This window comes from Cellulosimicrobium sp. EB106-03-01-XG111, from assembly GCF_058792115.1.
On the sequence record NZ_JBYTEQ010000019.1, the window covers coordinates 1 to 24123 of the forward strand.

General features: G+C 74.5%; 19 protein-coding genes. 9 read left to right on the top strand and 10 right to left on the bottom strand.

The genetic code is table 11. From position 1 onward, the window contains the following. Nucleotides 1-53: 53 nt before the first annotated feature. The 3 genes from AC3WT4_RS14910 to AC3WT4_RS14920 form a co-directional block, all read right to left on the bottom strand. Nucleotides 54-1760, bottom strand: coding sequence for an MDR family MFS transporter (locus tag AC3WT4_RS14910; RefSeq protein ID WP_492315806.1), 1707 nt, complete (start codon nt 1758-1760; stop codon nt 54-56). A gap of 139 nt (nt 1761-1899) precedes the next feature. After that, on the bottom strand, nt 1900-2400 hold the full coding sequence (locus AC3WT4_RS14915) for a MarR family winged helix-turn-helix transcriptional regulator (protein WP_167405783.1): 501 nt from the start codon (nt 2398-2400) through the stop codon (nt 1900-1902). Between the two features lie 181 nt (nt 2401-2581). After that, nucleotides 2582-4036, bottom strand: coding sequence for a sugar porter family MFS transporter (locus AC3WT4_RS14920; RefSeq protein WP_074810376.1), 1455 nt, complete (start codon nt 4034-4036; stop codon nt 2582-2584). A gap of 239 nt (nt 4037-4275) precedes the next feature. Here AC3WT4_RS14920 and AC3WT4_RS14925 point away from each other — a divergent pair, with 239 nt between their 5' ends. The 3 genes from AC3WT4_RS14925 to AC3WT4_RS14935 all read left to right on the top strand — a co-directional run bounded on the left by AC3WT4_RS14925 (nt 4276) and on the right by AC3WT4_RS14935 (nt 7121). Continuing rightward, the gene (locus AC3WT4_RS14925) at nt 4276-4875 is read left to right on the top strand and encodes a hypothetical protein (protein ID WP_043655142.1); all 600 of its coding nucleotides are present in this window, start codon (nt 4276-4278) and stop codon (nt 4873-4875) included. A gap of 618 nt (nt 4876-5493) precedes the next feature. Then, a complete protein-coding gene (locus AC3WT4_RS14930) occupies nt 5494-6114 on the top strand; it encodes a DUF47 domain-containing protein (RefSeq protein ID WP_021482999.1) in 621 nt (206 codons plus the stop codon). A 5-nt stretch (nt 6115-6119) separates the two neighbouring features. Continuing rightward, nucleotides 6120-7121, top strand: coding sequence for an inorganic phosphate transporter (locus AC3WT4_RS14935; RefSeq protein WP_021482998.1), 1002 nt, complete (start codon nt 6120-6122; stop codon nt 7119-7121). Nucleotides 7122-7239: 118 nt separating this feature from the next. On the opposite strand, the gene AC3WT4_RS14940 is transcribed toward AC3WT4_RS14935, so the two are convergent. From AC3WT4_RS14940 to mshD, 3 genes are all read right to left on the bottom strand, one after another. Beyond that, nucleotides 7240-8277 carry an NUDIX hydrolase gene (locus tag AC3WT4_RS14940; protein ID WP_492315807.1) on the bottom strand — a complete coding sequence of 346 codons (1038 nt, stop codon included), beginning with the start codon at nt 8275-8277 and terminating at the stop codon, nt 7240-7242. A gap of 3 nt (nt 8278-8280) precedes the next feature. Next, nucleotides 8281-10545, bottom strand: coding sequence for an RNA degradosome polyphosphate kinase (locus AC3WT4_RS14945; RefSeq protein WP_074810374.1), 2265 nt, complete (start codon nt 10543-10545; stop codon nt 8281-8283). Between the two features lie 75 nt (nt 10546-10620). Further along, nucleotides 10621-11667 (bottom strand): mycothiol synthase, encoded by a 1047-nt coding sequence (mshD, locus tag AC3WT4_RS14950; protein WP_492315808.1) that lies wholly within the window; start codon nt 11665-11667, stop codon nt 10621-10623. 220 nt (nt 11668-11887) lie between these two features. Here mshD and AC3WT4_RS14955 point away from each other — a divergent pair, with 220 nt between their 5' ends. From AC3WT4_RS14955 to AC3WT4_RS14965, 3 genes are all read left to right on the top strand, one after another. Beyond that, on the top strand, nt 11888-13237 hold the full coding sequence (locus AC3WT4_RS14955; RefSeq protein WP_492315809.1) for an MFS transporter: 1350 nt from the start codon (nt 11888-11890) through the stop codon (nt 13235-13237). A gap of 160 nt (nt 13238-13397) precedes the next feature. Next, nucleotides 13398-14606: an FAD-dependent oxidoreductase gene (locus AC3WT4_RS14960; RefSeq protein ID WP_428978471.1), complete on the top strand. Its 1209-nt coding sequence runs from the start codon at nt 13398-13400 to the stop codon at nt 14604-14606. Nucleotides 14607-14646: 40 nt separating this feature from the next. Further along, nucleotides 14647-16011, top strand: a complete 1365-nt coding sequence (locus AC3WT4_RS14965) for an MFS transporter (RefSeq protein ID WP_108050290.1) — start codon at nt 14647-14649, stop codon at nt 16009-16011. A gap of 114 nt (nt 16012-16125) precedes the next feature. On the opposite strand, the gene AC3WT4_RS14970 is transcribed toward AC3WT4_RS14965, so the two are convergent. Together AC3WT4_RS14970 and acs are read right to left on the bottom strand one after the other, a co-directional pair. Continuing rightward, nucleotides 16126-17079 carry a pentapeptide repeat-containing protein gene (locus tag AC3WT4_RS14970; RefSeq protein WP_257418050.1) on the bottom strand — a complete coding sequence of 318 codons (954 nt, stop codon included), beginning with the start codon at nt 17077-17079 and terminating at the stop codon, nt 16126-16128. Between the two features lie 142 nt (nt 17080-17221). Beyond that, the gene (acs, locus tag AC3WT4_RS14975) at nt 17222-19252 is read right to left on the bottom strand and encodes an acetate--CoA ligase (protein ID WP_074810366.1); all 2031 of its coding nucleotides are present in this window, start codon (nt 19250-19252) and stop codon (nt 17222-17224) included. A 385-nt stretch (nt 19253-19637) separates the two neighbouring features. On the opposite strand from acs, the gene AC3WT4_RS14980 reads away from it, so the two are divergent. The 3 genes from AC3WT4_RS14980 to AC3WT4_RS14990 all read left to right on the top strand — a co-directional run bounded on the left by AC3WT4_RS14980 (nt 19638) and on the right by AC3WT4_RS14990 (nt 21653). After that, the gene (locus AC3WT4_RS14980; protein ID WP_143031255.1) at nt 19638-20270 is read left to right on the top strand and encodes a LuxR C-terminal-related transcriptional regulator; all 633 of its coding nucleotides are present in this window, start codon (nt 19638-19640) and stop codon (nt 20268-20270) included. Nucleotides 20271-20395: 125 nt separating this feature from the next. Further along, nucleotides 20396-20869, top strand: coding sequence for a hypothetical protein (locus AC3WT4_RS14985; RefSeq protein WP_074810362.1), 474 nt, complete (start codon nt 20396-20398; stop codon nt 20867-20869). A gap of 67 nt (nt 20870-20936) precedes the next feature. Beyond that, nucleotides 20937-21653: a hypothetical protein gene (locus AC3WT4_RS14990; protein WP_074810360.1), complete on the top strand. Its 717-nt coding sequence runs from the start codon at nt 20937-20939 to the stop codon at nt 21651-21653. 77 nt (nt 21654-21730) lie between these two features. Here the strand turns inward: AC3WT4_RS14990 and AC3WT4_RS14995 are convergent, their stop codons facing one another. After that, on the bottom strand, nt 21731-22552 hold the full coding sequence (locus AC3WT4_RS14995; RefSeq protein WP_492315810.1) for a TrmH family RNA methyltransferase: 822 nt from the start codon (nt 22550-22552) through the stop codon (nt 21731-21733). 2 nt (nt 22553-22554) lie between these two features. After that, a complete protein-coding gene (locus AC3WT4_RS15000) occupies nt 22555-24030 on the bottom strand; it encodes an NAD-dependent malic enzyme (protein WP_083385463.1) in 1476 nt (491 codons plus the stop codon). Between the last annotated feature and the right edge of the window lie 93 nt (nt 24031-24123).

A 24123-nucleotide genomic window follows, 5' to 3' on the forward strand; every position in this document is an offset into this window, starting at 1 on the left:
CTCCCCGGCCGAGCCGGGGAGCGCCCCTCCGTCGTGCGTGCGGTCGTCGTCCGTCAGTGCCGACGCGGTTCGTCGTCGACCACGCCCGCGGGCTCGTAGGCGCCGACCAGCGTGGACTCCGTCTCCTCCGTGAGCGTGATGCGTCCGGGGGTGGCGTCCACCGGGGCGTCCGAGCCGAGCAGGGCGGCCTCCTTCTCGAGGCGCTCCTGGAGGCCGGTCTTGGTGCCGAGCGGCACCTCCTTGAGGAACGACACGGCGATGAGCGCGACGAGCGCGAGCGGCACCGCGACGAGGAAGATCTCGGCGATCCCGTCGCCGTAGGACTTCTCCACGAGGTCCTTGACCGGTGCGGGCAGGGTCGAGACGTCGGGCACGGCGTTGCCGCCGCCCATCGAGCCGGCCGGGACGCCGAGCTGCGTGAGGCCGTCCTGGATCGACGTCGTGACCTTGTTCGCCAGCACCGCGCCGAGCACGGACACGCCGATCGCGCCGCCGAGGCTGCGGAAGAACGCCACGGTCGAGGTCCCGGCGCCCATCTCCTCCACGGCGAGCGTGTTCTGCACGGCGAGCACGAGGTTCTGCATGAGCATGCCCATGCTCACGCCGAGGAAGAACAGGTAGACGCTGATCAGGGTGAAGCTCGTGTGGTAGTCGATCGTCGACAGCGCGAACAGCGAGGCGACGAGGACCGCGCCGCCGGTGACCATGAAGGCCTTGTAGCGGCCGTAGCGCGTGATGAGCTGGCCGAAGAGGGTCGACGCGACGAACGTGCCGACGATCATCGGGATCGTGAGCAGCCCGGACTCGGTCGGGGTCTTGCCCCGCGCCACCTGCATGTACTGGCTGAGGAACACGGCGGTGCCGAACATCGCGACACCGACCGCGACGGACGCGACGACCGCGAGGACGAACGTGCGGTTCTTGAACAGGTGCAGCGGGATGAGGGGCTCGGGCGTCACGCGCTCGACGAGCACGGCACCGACGAGCGCGACGACCGCGCCGCCGACCATGGCGAACGTCTGCCACGACAGCCACTCGAAGTTCTGCCCGGCGAACGTGACCCACAGCAGGAGCGAGGAGACGCCGGCGCTGATGAGGATCGCGCCCCAGTAGTCGATGCGCACGACGCGGCGCGCGACCTTCGGCAGGTGCAGCGTGCGCTGGAGCACGATGATCGCCGCGATGGCGAACGGCAGGCCCACGAAGAAGTTGAGGCGCCAGCTCACGGCGTCGGTGAGGACACCGCCGAGGAGCGGCCCGCCGATCTGGCTGACGGCCATGATGCCGCCCATGAGGCCCATGAACTTGCCGCGCTCGCGCGGCGAGATGATGTCGGTGATGAGCACCGTGGCGAGCGCCATGAGGCCACCGGCGCCGATGCCCTGGAACGCGCGCAGCGCGATGAGGGTGCCGACGTTCTGCGAGAGCCCCGCGAGCGCGGAGGACACGACCGCGACGACGAGCGCGATCTGGATGAGGACCTTGCGGTTGGTGAGGTCGGCGAGCTTGCCCCAGATGGGGGTCGAGATCGTCATGGCGAGGAGGGTCGAGGTGACGACCCACGTGTACGACGACTGCGAGCCGTCGAGGTCGCTGACGATCTTCGGGAGCGAGCTCGAGACGATCGAGCTCGCGAGGATCGCCACGAACATGCCGAGGAGGATCCCGGAGAGGGACTCCATGACCTCGCGGCGGGTCATCGGTGCGGGGGCGCCGGCGGTGCCGGGCGGTGCGGTGCGTTCTGCGGGGGTGCTGGTCATCAGGCGCTGGGTTCCTTGCTCACGAGGCCGGGGCGGGGCGCACGTGTCGGGGGCGGTGTCAGGTGGTCGGGGGCCGGTCCGCGGTGCGGTCGGCGGTCGGGGGACGTGCCCGACGGCGCGGGGCCGCCGGGCGCCGCGGTCACCCGGCGCTGCGGGGGGAGTCGTGGACCGCGACGACCGCCGCGGCGACGCGCTCGATGTGGCGCGTGGCCTCGACGATCTCCTCGTCGCCCCACTCCGCGAACGTCGTCGCGGCGAGGACGTCGATGTGCGCGTACGCCCGTACCAGGAGCGCACGACCCTCCTCGGTGAGCTCGACGGTCCGGGCCCGCCGGTCGTCGTCGTCCACCGTGCGGCGCACGAGGCCCGCGTCGACGAGGTGGCTCACCTGGCGGCTCGCGACGGAGAGGTCGACCCGGAGCTTCGCCGCGACGTCCCCGAGCTGGACGGGGCCGCAGTGCTGGAGCATCCGGAGGAGCCCGAACGACGCGCGCGGCATGTCGAGGTCGCGGGCGATCCGGACGGCGGACTCCCGCTGGGCGCGCGCGAGGTCGTCGAGCGCGCGGACGAGACCCGCCGCGGGGGACGGGTCGGGGGTGAGTCCGGGGTCCGCGACGTCGGTCGCGGGAGGGGCGGTCACAGGCACGGGCACTCCTTGGTTGCTGCAGGCAAGCATACTCCGCGAAGTTGCTTTCAGCAACCATTGTGTGGGGCAAGGAATTCCCGCCCGTCGAGCCCGCGTGGGAACGACGGAGCCCGGGCCCTCCTCGTCGCCGCAGCGGCGGGGGAGGGCCCGGGCTCGGTGGCGACCCGGAGGGCGGTCAGCGCGCGGAGCGGCCCCCGGCCTGGTTGCCCATGTCCTCCAGCTCGACGCCCTTCGTCTCCGGCACCTTGCTCAGGACGAAGACGAACGACAGGGCCGCGAAGATCGCGTACATCAAGTAGGGGATCGAGGCGCCGAAGGCGGCGAGCATCGGCGGGAACGTCAGGGTGATGGCGAAGTTCGCCAGCCACTGCGCCATGGCCGCCACGCCCAGGGCGGCGGCGCGGATGCGGTTCGGGAACATCTCGCCCAGCAGGACCCAGACGAGCGGGCCCCACGACGCCCCGAAGAACACGACGAACGCGTTCGCGGCCACGAGGGCGATCGGGCCCCACGGGTCCGGCAGGCTGATGTTGTCCCCGCTCCCGCTGGCCTGCGTGAAGGCGAGCGCCATGATGCCGAGCGAGAGCGTCATGCCGGCGGAGCCGATGAGCAGGATCGGGCGCCGACCCACCTTGTCGACGAGCGCGATCGCGATGAACGTCACCGCGACGTTCGTCACGGACGTGATCGTCGAGACGAGGAACGACTGGCTCTCGTCGAAGCCGACGGCCTGCCAGAGCGTCGTCGAGTAGTAGAAGATCACGTTGATCCCGACGAACTGCTGGAACACCGAGAGCAGGATGCCGACCCACACGATCGGCTTGAGGCCGAGCGCCGAACCCTTGAGCGTGCCCTCCTGCGCGTTCTGCTCGTCGACGGCGATCGAGCGGTGGATCTGCGCGATGCGGTCGTCCACGTCCTCGTCCGGCCCGAGCACGGACTCGAGCACGGCGCGCGCCTCGGCGTCCCGGCCCTTCGCCACCAGGTACCGGGGCGACTCGGGGATGCGCAGGGCGAGGATGCCGTAGACCGCCGCGGGGATGACGCACACGAGGAACATCCAGCGCCACGCCTCCCAGCCGAGCCACAGCTCGTTGGACGCTCCGCCGGCCGTCTCCGCGAGGAGCTGGTCGGAGAGCAGCGCGGCGAAGATGCCGATCGTGATGGCGAGCTGCTGCAGCGAGCCCATGCGGCCGCGGAGCCGGGCCGGCGCGATCTCCGCGATGTACGCGGGCGCGATGACCGACGCGATACCGATGCCGACACCCGCCATGAACCGCCAGATCGCCAGGTCGAAGGCCGACCAGGCGATCGCCGACAGGATCGAGGAGGCGAAGAACAGCACGGCGCCGAACACCATGACGCGCGTGCGGCCCCACCGGTCGGCCAGGCGTCCGCCCGACCATGCGCCGAGCGCGCAGCCGAGGAGGGCGATCGCGACGACGAGCCCCGTCACCGCGGAGTCGAGGTCGAACTGTCCCTCGATCGCCGCGACGGCGCCGTTGATGACCGAGCTGTCGAACCCGAAGAGGAAGCCGCCGACCGCGGCGGCGACGGCGAGACCGATCGCCTTCCGATGGGCGCTCCGCTCGCTCACGGTCCTCTGACCTGCTGCGCCGCTGCTCGACATCTCGCCCTCCGCTCCGTCCCGGAGCCGGTGGCAGCTCCTGTCGTCCCTCTGTCGTCACTGTAGGGCGGGGTCCCGACCGTGGCGCGGTGAACGGGGTGGGGCCCCGAGCGGCGCCCCGGAGGCTGCGCGCGTCCCGGCGCCGGGTGGAGACTGGGCGGGTGCCAGACTACGTCCCTACCCCCGGAGCGCGGCCCGACCCCGGTCGGTCCGACCGCACGCAGCGACCCCGCCGCCCTGCCATGCTCGACCCGCGCGACGCCGACGAGCTGCCCGGCGAGCTCGACCCCGCGCTCCGCGACCGGGTCGCGCACACCACCGCGCACGCGATCGTGCACCGGGCCCGCGACACCGAGGACCCGGAGGTCGTCGAGCGGCTCGTCCACCTCGTCGAGACCGAGGGTCTCGACGTCGTCGCCGGCCTGTGGTCCGACGCCGCGCCCAACTCCTTGCCCGGCGCGCTCTGGCGGCTCTACGTCCTGCGCGAGTGGGTCCGCCGCGACCCGCAGACCGTCACCCTCCGCTACCGGCTCGGGGTCGACGCCGCGCCCGTCCACGAGGCGATCGCGGGGGTGCCCCGGCCGCCGGGGCCGCAGGACGTGCGCGACCTCGCCGACGCGGTGCTGTCCGGCGTCTTCACGGGCGACCTCGCCGTCGCGCTCGAGCGCGCGGGGTCGTTCTGCCGCATCCTCGCCACCGGCGCCGCGTTCGACGCCGACGCGCGCGAGGTCGCCGACCCCGACGGCGCCCTGCGCACGACCCGGGGAGCGGGCTCGCTGCTGCGGACCGCGCAGGAGCTCGAGCACGCCGCCGAGCTCTGGCGCGCCGACCGCCTCGACTGAGCGCGCACCCTCCCCGCTGCGAGGCCCCGGTCGTCGCCGAGCAGGCGGACCTGGCGCGTCCGTGCCATGTCACGAGCCGAGACCGCCTGCTCGGCCGACCGGAACCTCCTGGTCGGGCCTGTCGGGACCTCGCGGGCGCGGAGGGTGCGGGATCCGCCGTCGGCCTGCACGGCGGGCGGGGGCGGTCTCGCGGAGCGCGAACACGGGTACCCCGACCGGGGTGCGGCACGTACGATGGATCTCGACGCCGGGCCGCGGTAGCCCCGGGCTCCACACTCAGCCGCTACGAGCGGCCACGCGCCGAGAGGCGCTCCCGGTCCGGCGTCACTACTTCCCCCCGCCCACCGCCTCGTGCGGTGCGCGGGCGCGGTGGCCGCACCGGCGAAGACGCCGGGCGCAGGCTGTGGGCGTCCTGAGCATCCGGGACCTTGGACCCGACGATTCCAGCATCGCTCCGCGCGTCGGCTACATTTGACGAGAGTTCGACGTGCGTTCACCGAGAGATCATCCGACCAGAGATCGTGACCACCCCGACCGTCCGGTTCCCCCGGCGGCCGAGCGGCCCTCGCGGCCGACGCCAGCTCAGACCCCTACCCCGCGTCCCTTCCGGAGCCCCCCGTGCGCCTGCGCCTGACACCGCGCGACACCTCGTTCTTCGACCTCCTCGCCGCCTCGGCGCAGCACCTGGTCACAGGGTCCACGCTCCTCGCGGAGCTGCTGGGGGCGGACCGCCCCACGCGCAAGCAGCTCGCGAAGCAGCTGAGCGAGACCGAGCACCTCGCGGACGACGCGACGCACTCGATCATGCGACGCCTCAACCAGACGTTCGTCACGCCGTTCGACCGGGACGACATCTACGCCCTCGCGTCGGCGCTCGACGACTGCATGGACTACATGGAGGAGGCGGCGGACCTCATCGTCCTCTACAAGGTCGACGAGCTCCCGGCCCGCGTGTCCGAGCAGGTCCAGGTGCTCCAGCGGGCGTCGGAGCTCACGGCCGAGGCCATGCCGCGCCTGCGCTCCATGGACGACCTCCCCGAGTACTGGGTCGAGGTCAACCGCCTGGAGAACCAGGCCGACAAGGTCCACCGCAAGCTGCTCGCCGAGCTCTTCGACGACGTGTCCGACCCGGTCCTCCTCATGAAGCTCAAGGAGATCGTGGAGGTCCTCGAGCAGGCGGCCGACGCCTTCGAGAAGGTCGCCAACACGGTCGAGACCATCGCCCTCAAGGAGTCCTGAGCCCCGTGGAGGCAGTGCTCGTCGTCGTCGTCGTGGCCTTCGCCCTGGCGTTCGACTACACCAACGGGTTCCACGACGCCGCGAACGCCATCGCGACCTCGGTGTCGACCCGGGCCCTCACACCGCGCGCGGCGCTCCTCATGGCGGCGGTGTTCAACCTCATCGGCGCGCTGCTCGGCACGGCCGTGGCGCAGACCATCGCGGAGGACATCGTCGCCGTCGGCGACGTGCCACCCCACCAGGGGCTCGTCATCGTCCTGTGCGGGCTGGTCGGTGCCATCACGTGGAACCTCATCACGTGGTGGCTGGGCCTGCCGTCGTCGTCGACGCACGCGATCATCGGCGGCCTCGCGGGCGTCGGGCTCGCGTCCGGGATCACCGTCCACTGGGACGCGATCCTCGACAAGGTCGTGCTCCCCATGATCTTCTCGCCGCTGATCGGCTTCGGCCTCGCGTTCGCGCTCATGGTCCTGCTGCTGTGGGTGTTCCGGAACGCGGCGCCCGCCCGGGCGTTCCGCCGGTTCCGGATCGCGCAGACCGCCTCCGCCGCCGCGATGGCGCTGGGCCACGGCCTGCAGGACGCGCAGAAGACGATGGGCGTCATCGTGCTCGCCCTCGTGGCGGGCGGGTTCCAGGACGACAACACGATCCCGCTGTGGGTCAAGCTGTCGGCCGCGACGGCGATCTCGCTCGGCACCTACGCGGGCGGCTGGCGCATCATGCGCACGCTCGGCCGCAAGATCATCGAGCTCGACCCGGCGCGCGGCTTCGTCGCCGAGTCGGTGTCGGCGGTCGTGCTCTACGCGAACGCGTTCATCTTCCACGCGCCCGTCTCGACGACGCACACCATCACCTCGGCGATCATGGGCGTCGGCGCCACCAAGCGCCTGTCCGCGGTGCGCTGGGGCGTCGCCAAGAACATCGGCGCCGCATGGGTGCTGACGATCCCCGCCGCCGCGCTCGTCGCGGCCGTCGTCTACTGGATCCTCAGCCCGATCCTGCTCTGACCCGCACCGGCGACGCCGGTCCCCGCACGACGACGGCGCCCCGTCGGAGGGCTCTCGCCCACCGACGGGGCGCCGTCGTGCGTCCGGACGTCGCCCGCGCGGCGACGTCGGCCCGGTCTCAGTGCAGCGGCGGGGCGACCTTCTCCGCCGCGACGACGCGCGGGCCCTTGGGCGTGCGTGCCACGTGGGCCACGATCATCTCGCCGGGCTCGAGGAACGGGTCGTGCGCGGGGAGGGCGTTCGCGACCGGTCGGCGCGAGTGCTGGCCGAGGACGTCGAGCACGGTGGGCAGCACGGGCCGGTGCGTGCACAGCACCGACGACCGCTCCGCCTCGAGCAGCTCCCGGACCGTCCGCGCGACGCGCGCGGGGGAGCGCTCGTGCTGCGCCTCGGTGAGGTGGTCGATGCTGACCGTGGCGAGCCCGGAGGCGGTCGCGTAGGGCGCGATCGTCTGGGCGCAGCGGTCCCAGCGGCTCGTGACGATCGTCTCGACGCCGTAGGCCGCGAGCACCGGCACGAGCGCCACCCCCTGGGCGTGGCCCGCGGGCGTGAGCGGGCGGTCCTGCTCGTCGCCGTGCCACGCCGACCGCGCCACGGCCTTGCCGTGGCGCGCGATGACGACGACGTGCGTCGCGACCCGGCCCTCGTCACGCTCGCGCACGAGCGCCTCGAGCGGCGCCCGGTCGGCCTGCCGGGTGAGGCGCCGCGCGGCGTCGTCCGTGGAGAGCCACGCGGCGCGGTCGATCTCCTGGGGCGACACCGGCGGGACGGGGGCGCGAGCGGCGAGCGCGCCGGCGTCGGACCGGCCCGACGCCCGGCGTGCGGCCCAGTAGTGCACGCGCTTCACGCGGCCCTCGGGCGTGAGGTACTGCAGCCCGGGCAGCGGGACCCCGAGCACGACCGGCTTGCCCGTCTCCTCGGCGACCTCGCGCGCCGCGGCCGCCTGGAACGTCTCGCCCGGGTCGAGCTTGCCCTTCGGCCACGACCAGTCGTCGTAGCGGGGCCGGTGGACGAGACGCACCTGCAGCTCGTCGTCGCGCACGCGCCACACGAGGGCACCGGCCGACTCGATGACGGGCGCGTGCGACACGTGCGTCGGGCCGAGCGTGTCCACGAGGGGCACGCCGCCGCGCAGCGCGGAGGACGGCACTCCCATCCGCTACCGCCTCCCGACGAGCCGGCGGCGCTGTCGCTGGACGAGGCTGGCCTGCAGGTCGACGAGCGGGGAGCCGTCGGGCGCGGTGTCGGGGCGGTGCCACGTGCCGTCGGCGTCGAGGTGCCACGACGCCGTGCGCTCGGACATCGACGCGTCGAGCAGGTCGAGCAGCTCCATCACCTGGTCGGGGTCGGTGATGCGCACGAGCGCCTCGACGCGGCGGTCGAGGTTGCGGTGCATGAGGTCGGCCGACCCGATGAACACCTCCGGGCCGCTCTCCGGGCCCTCGCCGATGGCGGGTCCCGCGGAGTTGGCGAACGCGTAGATGCGCGAGTGCTCGAGGAACCGGCCGAGGATCGAGCGCACGCGGATGTTCTCGCTCAGCCCGGGCACGCCCGGGCGGACGGCGCAGATCCCGCGCACCACGAGGTCGACCTTCACGCCCGCCTGCGACGCGCGGTAGAGCGCGTCGAGCGTCGTCTCGTCGACTACGGAGTTGACCTTGATCTTGACCCACGCCTCGTGGCCCGCGCGCGCGGCGACCGCCTCGCGGTCGATCCGCTCGACGAGGCCGGAGCGGACGGTGCGGGGCGCGACGAGCAGGCGGTGGAACCGCGACTGCGGCGCGTACCCGGAGAGCTGGTTGAACAGGCGCGTGAGGTCCTGCCCGACGTCGGGGTCGCACGTGAGCAGGCCGTGGTCGGTGTACAGGCGCGCCGTCTTCGGGTGGTAGTTCCCGGTGCCGACGTGGCAGTAGCGGCGCAGGCCGTCCGACTCCTGGCGCACGACGAGCGAGAGCTTGCAGTGCGTCTTGAGCCCGACGATCCCGTACACGACGTGCACGCCCGCCTGCTCGAGCTTGCGCGCCCACGAGATGTTGGCCTGCTCGTCGAACCGGGCCTTGATCTCGACGAGCGCGAGCACCTGCTTGCCCGCCTCGGCCGCGTCGATGAGCGCGTCGACGATCGGCGAGTCGCCCGACGTCCGGTACAGCGTCTGCTTGATCGCGAGCACCGCCGGGTCGGCCGCCGCCTGCTCGAGGAACGTCTGCACCGACGTCGAGAACGAGTCGTACGGGTGGTGCAGCAGGACGTCGCGCTCGCGGATCGCGGCGAACACGTCCGTCGGGGACGAGCTCTCCACCTCGGCGAGGAGGCGGTGCGTCGTCGGGACGAACGGCGGGAAGTGCAGGTCCGCCCGGTCGAGGTCGGCGATGAGGTTGAGGCCCGTGAGGTCGAGCGGCAGCGGGATCTCGTACACCTCCTCCTCGACGACGCCGAGCTCGCGCACGAGCAGCGCGCGGATGCGCGGGCTGATGCCCGGCGTGAGCTCGAGGCGCACGGGAGGGCCGAACCGGCGGCGCAGCAGCTCCTTCTCCATCGCCTGGAGCAGGTTCTCCGCGTCGTCCTCCTCGACCTCGACGTCCTCGTTGCGCGTGACGCGGAACAGGTGGTGCTCGCGCACCTCCATGCCGGGGAACAGGTGGTCGAGGTGCTGGGCGATGACCTCCTCGATCGGCACGAACGAGGTCGGCCCGCGGTCGGGCGACGCCGTCTGCGACGTCGGCGCGCTCGGGCGGCCCCGCGCGTCCACGGCGATGAACCGGGGCAGCAGCGGCGGCACCTTGACGCGCGCGAAGTGCTCCTTGCCCGTCGTCGGGTTGGCCACCACGACCGCGAGGTTGAGCGACAGCCCGGAGATGTACGGGAACGGGTGCGCCGGGTCGACGGCGAGCGGCGTGAGCACGGGGAAGATCTGCTTGCGGAAGAACTTGTGCAGGCGCTCCTGCTCGCGCGTCTCCAGCTCGTCCCAGTGCACGAGCGTGATGCCCTCGGCGGCGAGCGCCGGCTGCACGTCGTCGGCGAAGACCCGCGCGTGGCGGTCCATGAGCTCGTGCGCGCGCTCGCTGATCGCGTCGAGCACCTGGCGCGGCGACAGGCCCGAGGCGGCCGTGACCGCGATGCCCGTCGCCATGCGGCGCTTGAGGCCGGCGACGCGGACCATGAAGAACTCGTCCAGGTTGGACGCGAAGATCGCGAGGAACCGCACCCGCTCCAGCAGCGGCTGGCTCGGGTCCTCCGCGAGCTCGAGCACGCGCTGGTTGAACGCGAGCCAGCTCAGCTCGCGGTCGGCGAACCGGTCGTCGGGCAGCGGACCGAGGTCGAGCTCCGCACCCACCGGTTCGATCTCCGGCTCCTCGGCGATGTGCTCCGCGATGTGCGCGGCGAGATCCGGGTCGAGGGTGCGCTGCGTGGACGTGTCGGTCATGGGTTCATGGTGGCACCAGATGATGAACGGTGCGTGACGCGGGTCACCGCGCGGTCGCCGCGGTCGGTGCGGGGGTCAGCGGGCGGGGCGGGCGTACTGCACGTGCACGGCGCGCCGCACGAACCCCGCCCGCTCGTACGTCCGCACCGCCGGGACGTTGTCGCCGTCCACGTACAGCACCGCCGTGCGTGCCCCACGCTCCGCGAGGTGCGCGAGCCCGACGGCGGTCAGCAGCCGCCCGAGCCCCTCGCCCTGGGCGGACGGGACCACGCCGACGACGTAGATCTCGCCCTCGCGCACGGCGTCCGGCTGGCCCGCCGGGATCTTGGTCCAGACGAACCCGACGAGCTCGGGCGCACCGCCGCCGGGCGCCGGGTCGCGCTCGAGGAGCAGGAGGCCGGCGGCGTCGAACCAGTCCTCGCGCATCCGCGCGGCCAGGTCGTCGACCGTGAGCCGGCCCTGCTCCGGGTGGTGCGCGAACGCGAGCGCGTTCGCCCGGACCCACGCCGCGTCGTCGTCCCCGGGTACGAACGCGCGCAGCCGCAGGCCTGCCGGGACCGTAGGGCGCGGGTGCTCCGCCGGGCCGCCCAGCGGGCGCTCGAGCACGAGCAGCTCGCGCACGACGGCGTACCCCGCCCGTGCGGCGAGGGCCTGCGCCGCGGGCAGGTCGCCGTGGGCCCACACGCGCAGCGGCGGGACGCCCCTGCCGAGGGAGGGGGTCGGCGCGGGGGCGCCGTCCGCCGGGCCCCCGTCCGGGAGGTGCTCGTGCGGGGTGCCCGTGTCCGCGGCGCGCTCGGACGGGCGCGGCTCGACGGCGCGGTCCGCGGCGCTCCCGAGGAGGTGGAAGCCGAGGCCGTGGCGGCGGTGCGCCGGGCGCACGACGAGCTCGGCGCTCGGCGCGTCCCCGCGCTTGTCCACCTGCGCGTAGCCGGCGAGCTCGCCGCCACGCCACGTGAGGAGGTGCACGACGTCGTCGGTCGCCTCGCGCAGGTTGAGCAGCGGCTGCTCGGAGAGGGGCGCGACGCCGTCCTCCCGCTCCGCCGCCGCGGCGAGGTCGTGGACCTGCGCGATCTCGACGTCGTCGATGAGCGGCCCGGTGTGCCAGAGGATCGCGGTCTCCACCGGTCCATCTTGCCCCCGGCGCCCGCGCACGACCGAACGCGCGCCGCCCCCCGCCTGCGGGACGGCGTCGTCGTGGCGGGAAGGTTCGGGACGGGGTGACGGTTGTCACGTCCGTGAGCGACCGGCCGTGAGGCGCGGGACCCGGGGGGCCGCGTCGGCCTGCCCGCCCCGGCGTCGTCCGACCGGTCGGACGACGGCGACGGGCTGAGAGGCAGGCGGCATGGGCGGGTGCGCGGTCGAGGAGGCGGCGGAGGTCGCGGCGGTGAGGGTCCCGGTCCAGGAGAGGGCCCCGGACCGGCCGGCCGGGGGACCGGGGGAACCGGGCAGACCGGGGGAACCGGGCGGACCGGGGGAACCGGGCAGACCGGGGGGACCGGCCGTCTGGTCGCGGAACTTCCGGTACTACTTCACCGCGCGCAGCGCGGGGCTGCTCAGCTGGGCGATGCTGCCGGTGGCGGTCTCGGCCGGGCTGCTCGCCTCGGGTTACGGGCTCGCGGTCGCGGGGTACGCGATGGCGTTCCTCGTCGCCCCGTTCGCGGGCCTCGTGCTCTTCGGCGGCGTGCTCGCCGACCGGTTCACCGCGCGCCGGATGATGATCGTCGCCGACCTCGCGAACCTCGCCGCGCACGTGCTCCTCGCGATCCTGTTCGTGCGGGGGATCGACCACCTCTGGCACCTCTACGCCCTCCTCGCGGTCGCCGGCACCGCCAACGCGTTGTTCCAGCCCGGCGCTGCGTCGACCGTGCCGCTCGTCGCGCGCGACGTCCAGGGGGCGAACGGCATCCTCCGGACCTCCGAGGCGATCACCGGCCTCGGCGGCCCGGCGCTCGCGGGCGTCCTCGTCGGGTTCGGGTCGACCGGCGGGGTGATGATCCTCTCCGCGGTCGCGTACGCGACGAGCGCGCTGTGCCTGCTCGCGCTCCGGCTCGGCGTCGTGCCGGCGCCCCCGGCGGGTACCGGGCTGTGGCGCAGCCTGGCCGTCGGGTGGCACGAGTTCCGCTCCCGCACGTGGCTGTGGGGTGTCGTCGTCATCTGGATGGTCTACGCGGTGCTCGCCTGGGGGCCGCAGCTCCCCCTGGCGGCGAGCGTCGTCGTGCCCACGCACGGGGCGACCGCGTTCGGCGTGCTCAACAGCGCGCTCGGGGTCGGGACCGTGGTCGGCGGGCTGCTCGCGATCCGGTACAAGCCGCGGCGGCCGCTCGCCGCGGGCGCGGTGGCGCTCGTGGGCTACCCGCTCTACCCGCTGGGGCTCGTGCTGGGCTGGCCGGTCGGGGCGCTCGCCGTCGCGCAGGTGCTCGTGGGCGTCGGGGTCGGGGTGTGGGGCGTCATGTGGGCCACGAGCGTGCAGACGCAGGTGCCGGGCGACGTGCTCAACCGTGTCCACGCCTACGAGGTCGCGGGGTCGGTCGGGATGTACCCGATCGGGGCCGCGCTGGCCGGTCCCGCCGTGGCCGCGTTCGGGACGGACCGGGTGCTCCTGGTCGGCGCGGTCGTGGGGACGCTCACGGTCGTGGCGCTCCTCGCCGTCCGGCCGGTCCGCACGCTCGGTCGCGTCCCGGAACGCGCCTGAGCGCGGGCAGCACGCGCGGCGGGACGTCGCCGAGCACGGGGTCGTGCGCCCTCGACCACGGGGTTGCCGTCGTCCAGAGCGCGATGAGGACGGCAACCCCGTGCTCGACACCTCACCTCGGGGCGGGAAGGTTCCGTCAGGGCGGGTCGTTGTGGTCGGCGTGAGCGAGCGGACGCACGGGCGAGAGACGGCGGCACCGGGCACGGCGGGCGCGGACCCGATCGGCCCGGGCGGGACCGTGCACGACGTCGTGGTCGTCGGTGCGGGGCAGGCTGGGCTGTCGGCCGCGTACCACCTGCGGCGCGCCGGGCTCGACCCGCTCGTGCTCGACGGCGGTCGCGGCCCGGGCGGCGCGTGGCAGGACCGCTGGGACGCGCTGACGATGGCCGAGACGCACGCCGTGCACGACCTCCCGGGCGTCCCGCTCCCGGCCGGCGACCCGGGCGAGCGCGCGAACGTCGCCGTCCCGCGCTACTACGCGGCGTACGAGCGCGAGAACGACCTGCGCGTGGTGCGCCCCGGCACGGTGCACGACGTGCGCGACGACCCCGACGACCCCGCGCTCCTGCGGGTCCGCGCGACGGTCGGCGCCGGGCCGGACGCGCGCGACGTCGTCGTCCGCACGCGCACGCTCGTCAACGCGACCGGCACGTGGACCCGCCCGTTCTGGCCGCGCTACCCCGGGATGGAGACGTTCCTAGGTCGCCAGCTCCACACGCACGACTTCCGCGCCGCCGAGGACTTCGCGGGGCAGCACGTCGTGGTCGTCGGTGGCGGGGCGTCCGCGACGCAGCTCCTGCTCCAGATCGCGCCGCACGCGTCGGGCACGACGTGGGTGACGCGCCGCGAGCCCGTGTGGGTCGAGGAGGAGTTCTCGCCCGAGCTGGGCCGGGCCGCCGTCGCGCGCGTCGCCGAGCGGACGGCCGCTGGCCTGCCGCCCGGGAGCGTCGTCTCGGTGACGGGCCTGCCGCTCACGCCCCGCTACCGCGCGGGCATCGCGAGCGGGGTGCTGCGGCGTCGGCCGATGTTCGCGCGCGTCACGGCGACCGGCGTCGAGTGGGCTCCCGGAGCGAACGACGACGGCCTCCTGCACCAGCCCGCCGACGTCATCCTCTGGGCCACCGGGTTCCGGGCCGCGCTCGACCACCTGGCGCCCCTCGGCCTGCGCGCGCCCGGCGGCGGGATCGTGCTCGACGGCACGACGGCGGCGAGCGACCCGCGCGTCCAGCTCGTCGGCTACGGACCCAGCGCCTCCACGATCGGGGCCAACCGGGCGGGGCGCGAGGCGGCACGCGGCGTGCTGCGGGCGCTCGGCCGACGGCCCGAGCGCGGCCCCGCGGCAGGATCTCGGCGACCGGTGGCGGCGTGAGGTCTCGTCAGCGCCCGCCGTCGAGCCCTAGCGTGCACCCGTGAGCACCGAGTCCCCCGACCCGTACCCCGAGCGCGAGCCCGCCCCGGCCGCGGCCGACGCGCCCGCCCTGCCGACGCAGCGCCGCACCCTGACGACCCTCGCCGCGACCCAGGTGCTGTCCGGCGTCGGGGTCGCGAGCGGCATCGCCGTCGCGCCGCTCGTCGCCTCGGCGCTGTCCGGGTCCGACGCGATCGCAGGGCTCACGTCGACCTCCGGCGTCGTCGGCGCGGCGCTCGTCGCGCTGCCGCTCGCCCAGGTCGCGGGCCGGCGCGGCCGTCGGCCGTCGCTCCTGCTCGGCTTCGGCCTCGCGACCGGCGGCGCCCTCCTCGCGACGGTGGCCGTCCTGCTGGGCTCGTGGCCGCTGCTCGTCGTGGCGATGCTGCTCTTCGGCTCCGGCACGGCCGCCGGTCTCGCCTCCCGCTTCGCCGCGACGGACCTCGCGACGCCGCAGCGCCGGGCCCGCGACCTGTCCGTGGTCGTGTGGGCGACGACCGTCGGGTCCGTCGTCGGGCCGACGCTCGCGGGCGTCGCCGACCGGGTCGCCGGCCCCGCCCTGCGCCTCGGGGACGCGCACGCCGAGCACGGGAGCACCGCGCCGAGCGCGGCCCCGTTCGTGCTCGCGACGCTCGCGTTCGCGCTCGCGGCGACCGTCGTCGCGGTGTGGCTGCGCCCGGACCCGCTGCTCGCCTCGCGTGCGCCCTCGGGGGCGGGTGCGGTGGGCGCGGGTGACGCGGAGGGTGGCGCCGCGCCGGGCCCCGCGTCGTGGCGCGACGGCCTGCGCGCCGGCTGGGCCGTGGTCGCGGCCAGCCCGACGGCGCGCCTCGCCCTCGGTGCGATCGTGCTGAGCCACCTCGTCATGGTCGGCCTCATGTCCATGACCCCGGTCCACATGAACCACGGCGGCGCGACGCTCCAGGTCGTGGGGCTCGTGATCAGCGCCCACATCGCGGGCATGTACGCGCTGAGCCCCGTGGTCGGATGGCTCGCGGACCGGCTCGGGCACGCGCGCGTGCTGTACGCCGGAGGCGCGCTGCTCCTCGCCGCGGCGGTCGTCGTGGCGGGCGCGCCGGGCGAGGACTCCGCGCGTCTCACGGTCGGCCTGGTGCTGCTGGGGCTCGGGTGGTCGTGCGGGCTCGTCGCCGGGTCGGCGCTGCTCGTCGACGCGACGCCCGGGCCGTCGCGCACCGCCGTGCAGGGCCTGTCCGACCTCGCGATGAACACGGGCGGCGCCGTCGGCGGCATCCTCGCCGGGGCGATCATCGGGTTCTCCTCGTACGGCGCGCTCGCGTGGGGCGCGGCGGTGCTCGTCGTCGTGTGCGCGGTCGTGGCGGCTCCGCTCGCGCGGCGGGCCGCGCTCCGCTGACGACGGCCGCCGAGATCGGCACCCGGAGGCGGGATCGGCGGTCGCGACCGCCGACCTCGCCCGCCGACCTCGTCCGCGGGCGCCGACCTCGCGGGGTGCGCGGCCGGGGGAGGGTCAGGCCAGCACGGCCGGGAGCGCGGTGCGCTCGTCGCGGCGGACGGCGCCGACCTGCGCCGGCGTGAGGAACAGCGCCCGGGAGAGGTCCGTGCCGCGCGCGTCGGCGCCCCGCAGGTCGGCGCCGAGCAGGTCGACGGCGTCGAGCCGCGCTTCCCGCAGGTCGGCACCCAGGAGCAGCGCGCCCCGCAGGTCCGACGCCGTGAGGTCCAGCCCGCGGAGGTCGGCACCGACGAGGTCGGCTCCCGGCCGCAGCCGACGACGCAGCCCGGCGCCCGGAGCGCGGTGCCGCGCTCCGTCGTCGGGCGGGGCCGCTGCGCGCGTGCCGTGGTGCCGCGTGGCGCCGTCCTGTGCGGGGCGGTGCCGCGCGTCAAGGCTCCGACCCGCCCGGGCCGTGTCCCGCACGAGCGCGCTCGCCCGGTCGACCAGCGGACCGACGTCGCGACGGACCGCGCCGACGTCGAGCGCGAGCAGGTCCGCCGCGGCGAGGTCGACGAGGGGCGCGGTGCGGTCGAGCGCCTGCCGGGCGTCGTCGTGCACGGCGGCGGCCGCGGGGAGCGCGAGCACCTCCGCGAGGTACCAGAGCAGCTCCTGGAGCTGCGTGACGACGGGCAGGGCGGCGAAGGCGTCGCGCGCGGCGGCGGGGTCGTCGCGCCAGGTCGCGCCGTCGTGCGCCGCCCGGACAGCCGCGGTCACGCGCTGGCCCGCGCCCAGGCAGTCGTAGGCGACGCACCCGGGGAAGCCGGACTCGGGCAGCCGGGCGTGGATGCCGCAGCCGAAGTCCGTGCGCAGGTTCGGGCAGGGCGTGCCGGCGGGCTTGTCGATCGCGAAGTCGGCGGACCGCACGAGGTGCAGGCCCACGCAGCACAGCCCGGTGCAGCGGGAGCAGTCGCTGCGCAGGTCGAGCTGCTCGACGAGGAGGGCGCGGCCGTCGGCCGCGGGGACGCGGGGCACGCCTCGACGCTACGCCGTCGCGGGGACGCCGGGCACGGGCATATCGCCGTGCGCACCGGCCGGGCGGTCGGCGCACGACAACGGGGCCGGTGCCGTCGTCGCGCGGACGACGGCACCGACCCCGTGGTCGGCGTGCGGCGCGTCAGTCGTCCGAGGACGACGGCTTCTGCAGGCCCGCCGAGATGAGCTCCATCACGGACGAGTCCGCGAGGGTCGTCGCGTCGCCCACCGTCCGGTTCTCCGCGACGTCGCGCAGGAGGCGGCGCATGATCTTCCCGGACCGCGTCTTCGGCAGCTCCGGCACGACGAGGATGCGCTTCGGCTTGGCGATCGGGCCGATCTCCTTCGCCACGTGGTTGCGCAGCTCGGTCTGCACGGCGGCCGCGCCGTCGGCGTCCGACGCCCGGCCGGCGTGCTCGCCGCGCAGGATGACGAACGCGACGACGGCCTGGCCCGTGAGGTCGTCGCTCGCGCCGACGACCGCGGCCTCCGCCACGGTCTCGTGCGAGACGAGCGCGGACTCGATCTCCGTCGTGGAGAGGCGGTGGCCCGAGACGTTCATGACGTCGTCGACCCGGCCGAGCAGCCAGATGTCGCCGTCCTCGTCCTTCTTGGCGCCGTCGCCCGCGAAGTAGATGCCCGGGAAGCGCGACCAGTACGTGTCCTTGAAGCGCTCGAGGTCGCCCCAGATGCCGCGCAGCATCGACGGCCACGGCTCGGACAGCACGAGGTACCCGCCGCCCCCGTTCGGCACGGAGCGCGCCTCGTCGTCGACGACGTCCGCCACGATGCCCGGCAGCGGTACCTGGGCGGAGCCCGGCTTGGCCGCCGTGACGCCCGGCAGCGGCGAGATCATGATCGCGCCCGTCTCCGTCTGCCACCACGTGTCGACGATGGGCGTGCGGTCGCCACCGATGACGCGGCGGTACCACATCCAGGCCTCGGGGTTGATGGGCTCGCCCACCGACCCGAGCACGCGCAGCGACGACAGGTCGAACTTCGCGGGGATCTCCTCGCCCCACTTCATGCACGCGCGGATCGCCGTCGGCGCGGTGTAGAGGATCGAGACCCGGTACTTCTCGACGATCTCCCACCAGCGGCCCTGGTGCGGGGAGTCCGGGGTGCCCTCGTAGATCACCTGCGTCGCGCCGTTGAGCAGCGGGCCGTAGACGACGTACGAGTGGCCCGTGACCCAGCCGATGTCGGCGGTGCACCAGTAGACGTCGGTCTCGGCCTTGAGGTCGAACACGTTGCGGTGCGTGTACGCGGCCTGCGTGAGGTAGCCGCCCGTGGTGTGGAGGATGCCCTTGGGCTTCCCCGTGGTGCCCGACGTGTAGAGGATGAACAGCGGGTGCTCCGCCTCGACCCACACCGGGGTGTGCGTCGGGTCGGCGGCCTCGAGCGCGTCGTGCCACCACACGTCGCGGCCCTCGGTCCACGCGGTGTCCTGGCCGGTGCGGCGCACGACGAGGACGTGCTCGACCGTCGTCGGCTCCGCGCCCTCCTTCGGCGCGAGCGCCTCGTCGACCGCGGGCTTGAGCGCGGAGGCCGCGCCGCGGCGGTAGCCGCCGTCGGCCGTGACGACGAGCTTCGCCTCGGCGTCCGCGATGCGGCTGCGCAGCGCGTCGGCGGAGAACCCGCCGAACACGACCGAGTGCGGGGCGCCGATGCGCGCGCACGCGAGCATCGCGACGACGGCCTCGACGACCATCGGCAGGTAGATGACCACGCGGTCGCCCGTCTCGACGCCGAGGGCCGCGAGCGCGTTGGCCGCGCGCGAGACGTCGCGCTGCAGCTCGGCGTACGTGACCGTCCGGGTGTCGCCCGGCTCGCCCTCGAAGTGGATCGCGACCCGGTCGCCCAGACCCGCCTCGACGTGGCGGTCCACCGCGTTGTACGCGGCGTTGAGCGTGCCGTCGGCGAACCAGCGCGCGACGGGCGCCTGCGACCAGTCGAGGGTCTCGGTGAACGGGGTCTGCCACGTGACGAGGTCGTTCGCCTGCCGCGCCCAGAACGCGAGCCGGTCGGCGCGCGCCTCCTCGTACAGCTCGGGCTGCGCGTTCGCCTGCGCGGCGAACTCGGGGCTCGGGGGGAAGCTCCGGGTCTCGTGGAGGAGGTTCTCCAGGCTGGACGTGGTGGCCGCTGCTGCGGCCTCGGGCTCGTTCTCTGGCACGCTGACCTCCGGTGCGCATCGACTCTGGTGCGGTCCCGCCGACCGCGGCGGCCGCCCGGGGGCGGCGTGACGGTACGACGGTACGACGGGGCGGACGGCCGCACGACCGGGGCCCCGACCTGGCGAGTGTAGACCTCCTGCGGTGAGCGCGGTCACATCCGTCCGGGATTCGGCGAGAGTGCTCGCAAAGGAGCGGGCGAGCGCCTGGGACGGCGGGGGAGCGCGCCGTCGGACGACCCGCCGGGCGCCCCGGCGCGCTGTTGCCGCACGGGGGGTGGTGCCCCACCATGGGCTCACGTTCCTCGCGGAGCGTGCGGCCTCACGGCGAGGCACAGGGGGCGGGTTGGCGTACGCGGCGGTGCGGGGCGCGCGGTCGCGCCCTGCCGTGCCCGCACGCCGGGACGACGGCGTCGACGTCGCGTCCCGGGACCGCGTGCTCGCCGTCGCGGTGGCCGCCGGGCTGCGCTCCGTCGGCCGCTGCGGGGCGCGCACGGTCCCCGAGGACGCCCTCCGGCCGGGCTCCGGCGGCCGCCGCGGGCTCGTGCTCGTGGCCGACGACGCGGGCTCCCTCCCCGGCCCCCCGCTGCTCGCGGTCCTGCGGCGCCCGGGCCCGGTCGTGGTCCTGGGAGGCGCGGTCGCGGCGGAACGGCTGCTGGTCGCAGCACGCGCCGGCGCCCTGGTCGTCGCCGCGGAGCGGCCGTTCGGCGACCAGGTGCGGACGGTCGCCCGCATGCTCGCGGGGGACGTGCGCGCGGGCGACGCGCTGCTGGTCGACCAGCTCGTCGGGGTCGTGCGCGACCGCCGGGCGGTGGCGTCGCTCACGGGCCGGGAGACCGAGGTGCTGGAGCACCTCGCGGGCGGTCGGTCGGTGGCCGAGATCGCGGCAGCGCTCGTGCTGTCGGTCGCGACCGTGCGCGCCCACGTCCGCTCGATCCTCGGCAAGCTCGGCGTCTCCTCGCAGCTCGCGGCCTCGGCCGCCCTGGCACGCGCACGGGGCGGCCGTCCCGTCCGCAGATAGTCAGAACTGACGATGTGGGGCAGTGCGCGGCCGGCAGATCCTGGCGACGGACCCGGACGAAGGCACCGGGCCGACGGCGGGGCGACGCAGCCCCGCCGACGCACGAGAGGGGGCACGACATGCTGGTGGTCTGCACACAGGACGACGACATCCGCGAGGCCGTCGAGGAGCACGGTTCCGGGGCGGACGCGTGGGGCGAGGTCGTCCTGCTTCCGAAGGGTTCACGGGCCGCCGCGGAACGGGCGCTCGTCGCGGCGCTCACGACGGCGCGGGGCCCGGTCTGCCTGTCCGCGCACGGCAACGACGAGGAGATCGGCGACGAGGGGAACGGCGCCGACGACTGGGGGTGGAGCCGGCGGCAGGTCGCGCGGCTCCTCGCCCGGGTGCCCGGGCCGGTCGGACCGGTGCTCGTGCACGCGTGCGCCGAGAACGTCTCCAACTTCTCGGCGGGGCTCGCCCTCGCGCTCGAGGAGGAGCGGGCGCTCGAAGGCGTCTGGGTCTACGGCTACAACCGGCCCGTCCCGGCGGACGCCCGCTACCCGCGGCCGGACGCGCTGAGCAGGCAGGTCGACCTGCAGGGCACGCAGGTCCTCTTCTGACCTCGCGCCACGGGAGCGGGGCCGTCGCCGCGCTCCGACACCGCACCACACGTCATCGGAGGAAGTCATGTCGCTCGTGAGAGACATCGTCAAGCAGTTCGACAACAGCGACGAGCTCGCGCAGACGCAGCGCGAGGTCGTGGAGTCGCTCGCACGGCTCGGGGAGACCAAGGCCGAGCTGTTCGACGCGAAGATCCAGGAGTCGCTCCGCGGGGCGGGGGGCACGAACTCGACCGTGCCCATCACGTCCATCCTCGCGTCCAAGAAGGAGGTGCACGCCTTCACGTCCACGTCGGCGGAGCACCTCGCCGACACCGTGAAGTCGTCGCTCAAGTCGTTCGTCTCGGGGACGGCGGACAGCATCATCGACGGGGTGGGCGGCCTCATCTCGGAGGCCCTCACCGTGTTCCTCGGCGGCGCGTCCGCGTCGACGGGCACGATGGAGGAGTACTACGTCGTGACCGAGGGCCTGTCCATCGTCCGGGTGGACCTCAAGGCGTGGTACCTCAACGTCTCCGCCCGCGGCATCTACGAGAGGATGGAGCGCATCAGCGCGTTCGTCGCGGTCAAGTCCACGGTGGACCTGACGAAGATCGACTTCAACACGTTCCTGTACCTCTACCAGAACCAGCTGACCGCGGCTCGCCTCGACAAGAGCCAGATCAAGCAGGCGCTGCAGGAGGCGAAGGAGATCTACCAGGAGTTCAACGGGGCCGGCCTGCGCACGGCGGCGGTGCACCACATCACCCGTGCTCCGGGCAGCACGGCGCCGCGCTCGTCCTGACGCGGGGACGACGGCGGGTGCGGCACCTCCGGGACGCCGCACCCGCCGTCGGACGTGTGCCGTCCGCGGCCGGTCCGTCAGCGCGCCCGGCGCTGCCGCACGGCCTCGTACAGCACGACCGTCGTCGCGCTCGCGGCGTTGAGCGAGCTCGCCGAGCCGAGCATCGGGATGCTCACCATGACGTCGCACGCCTCGCGCCACCCCGCGCTGAGGCCGGTGGTCTCGTTGCCCGTGACGACGAGCGTCGGGCCGGTGAGGTCGTGCTCGGCGAGCTCGACGTCGCCGTGCTCGTCGGTCCCGAGCAGGGTCAGCGGGACCCCGGAGGAGCGCTGCGCGGCGACCCAGTCGAGGACGTCGCGCCCCGCGGGGACGCGGACCGTCGGCACGGAGAAGATCGAGCCGGTGCTCGCGCGCACGGCGCGCGGGTCGTACGGGTCGGCCGCGTGCCCGGCGACGACGAGCCCGCTCCCGCCGAACGCGTCGAGCGACCGCGCGACGGTGCCCACGTTGCCGGGGCTCGTGGGCCGGTCCAGCACGACGCCGAGGAAGTCGGCGCCCACGGTGCCGCCGCCGATCCGGCCGAGGTCGTCGGGCGGCGTCGCGACGACGGCGAGGAGCTCGGGCGTCTCGCCCTCCTTGCCGCCGAGCTCGCGCAGGAGCGCGGACGACACGGCGAACCGCTGCGCGCGGACGCGGTCGAGCATCGCGTGGGCCCACGACGACAGCGACCGGTCGGCGTCGACGAGCCACGTCCGCACGGTCCACCCGGACTCGACGGCGAGCGTGATGGGCCGGACCCCCTGGACGACCATCTCGCCCGCCCGGTGCCGCTTCGTGCGGTTGGTGAGGAGCGCCTCCCACTGCTGGAACGCCGCGTTGCGGGTCGTGACGCGCTGCACGCTCAGGCCTCCGGGGCGGTGGTCGGGGCGGACGTCGTCGTGGTCGCGACGCGCGGGAGGCCGCCGGTCAGCGCGGGCGGCTCGGCGACGCCGTCCTCGCGCGCGGCGCGCTCGACCGCCGCGGCGACGAGCGTCGTCACCTCGGGGTTGAACACGCTCGGGATGATGTAGGTCGGGTTGAGCTGGTCCTCGTGGATCGCGGACGCGAGCGCGCGGGCGGCGGCGAGCAGCATCGCGTCGGTGATCCGGTGCGACCGCGCGTCCAGCAGGCCGCGGAACACGCCCGGGAACGCGAGCACGTTGTTGATCTGGTTCGCGAAGTCGGAGCGCCCGGTGCCGACGATGGCCGCGTGCTCCGCCGCCTCGACCGGGTCGACCTCGGGCCGCGGGTTCGCCATCGCGAACACGATGGCGTCTGGCGCCATGCGCGCGACGTCGTCGCCCGTGAGGACGTCCGGCGCGGAGACGCCGATGAACACGTCCGCGTCGACGACGGCCTCGCGCAGCGTGCCGGTGACCCGCCGGGGGTTCGTGTTGACCGCGGTCCACGCGAGGGACGGGGACAGGCCCGGGCGGCCCGGGTGCACGACGCCCTCGATGTCCGCGACGACGACGTCGTGCGCGCCGGCCGCGAGGAGCAGCTTGAGCACCGCGGTCCCGGCCGCGCCCGCGCCCGAGAGGACGATGCGCACGTCGGGCAGCTCCTTGCCCACGACCTTGAGCGCGTTGGTCAGCGCGGCGAGCGCCACGATCGCGGTGCCGTGCTGGTCGTCGTGGAACACGGGGATGTCGAGCTCGGCCCGCAGCCGCGCCTCGATCTCGAAGCACCGGGGGGCCGAGATGTCCTCGAGGTTGATCCCCGCGAAGACGGGCGCGATGGCCTTCACCGTCCGCACGATCTCGTCGACGTCGGTCGTGTCGAGCGCGATGGGGAACGCGTCGATGTCCGCGAACCGCTTGAACAGGGCCGCCTTGCCCTCCATGACGGGCAGCGACGCGAGCGGGCCGATGTCGCCCAGCCCGAGCACGGCCGACCCGTCGGTGACCACGGCGATGGTATTGCGCTTGATCGTCAGGCGGCGGGCGTCGTCGGGCTTGGCCGCGATGGCCTCGCACACGCGCGCGACGCCGGGCGTGTAGATCATCGACAGGTCGTCGCGGTTGCGGATCGGCACCTTGGACTCGATCTTCAGCTTGCCGCCGAGGTGCAGCAGGAACGTGCGGTCGGAGACGCGGTCCACGACGACGCCCGGGAGCGCGCGCAGCGCCTCGACGATCTGCCCGGCGTGCTCCTCGCCGCGCGTCGCGACGGTGACGTCGACCGTGATGCGCTCGTGGCCCGACGCCGTCACGTCCAGGGCGGTGACGATGCCCCCGGTGTGCTCGATCGCCGTCGTCAGCTCGCTCACGGCGGTGGGGCGGGCCTCGACCTGGAGGCGGGCGGTGATGGAGGAGGAGACACTCGGCGCTGACGTCATGGGCCCCAGTATCGCCCCGCGGGCAGGCCGCGACGCGGGAACGGGGCGCGTGAGCCCAGACACGACGACGGCGCCCTCGCGGACGCCGTGGTC

Excerpts from the sequence above, each read along its gene's own strand:
- AC3WT4_RS14910 (WP_492315806.1), bottom strand. The coding sequence starts at position 1,760 with ATGACCAGCACCCCCGCAGAACGCACCGCACCGCCCGGCACCGCCGGC.
- AC3WT4_RS14920 (WP_074810376.1), bottom strand. The coding sequence starts at position 4,036 with ATGTCGAGCAGCGGCGCAGCAGGTCAGAGGACCGTGAGCGAGCGGAGC.
- AC3WT4_RS14925 (WP_043655142.1), top strand. The coding sequence starts at position 4,276 with ATGCTCGACCCGCGCGACGCCGACGAGCTGCCCGGCGAGCTCGACCCC.
- AC3WT4_RS14940 (WP_492315807.1), bottom strand. The coding sequence starts at position 8,277 with ATGGGAGTGCCGTCCTCCGCGCTGCGCGGCGGCGTGCCCCTCGTGGAC.
- AC3WT4_RS14945 (WP_074810374.1), bottom strand. The coding sequence starts at position 10,545 with ATGACCGACACGTCCACGCAGCGCACCCTCGACCCGGATCTCGCCGCG.
- AC3WT4_RS14955 (WP_492315809.1), top strand. The coding sequence starts at position 11,888 with ATGGGCGGGTGCGCGGTCGAGGAGGCGGCGGAGGTCGCGGCGGTGAGG.
- AC3WT4_RS14990 (WP_074810360.1), top strand. The coding sequence starts at position 20,937 with ATGTCGCTCGTGAGAGACATCGTCAAGCAGTTCGACAACAGCGACGAG.
- AC3WT4_RS15000 (WP_083385463.1), bottom strand. The coding sequence starts at position 24,030 with ATGACGTCAGCGCCGAGTGTCTCCTCCTCCATCACCGCCCGCCTCCAG.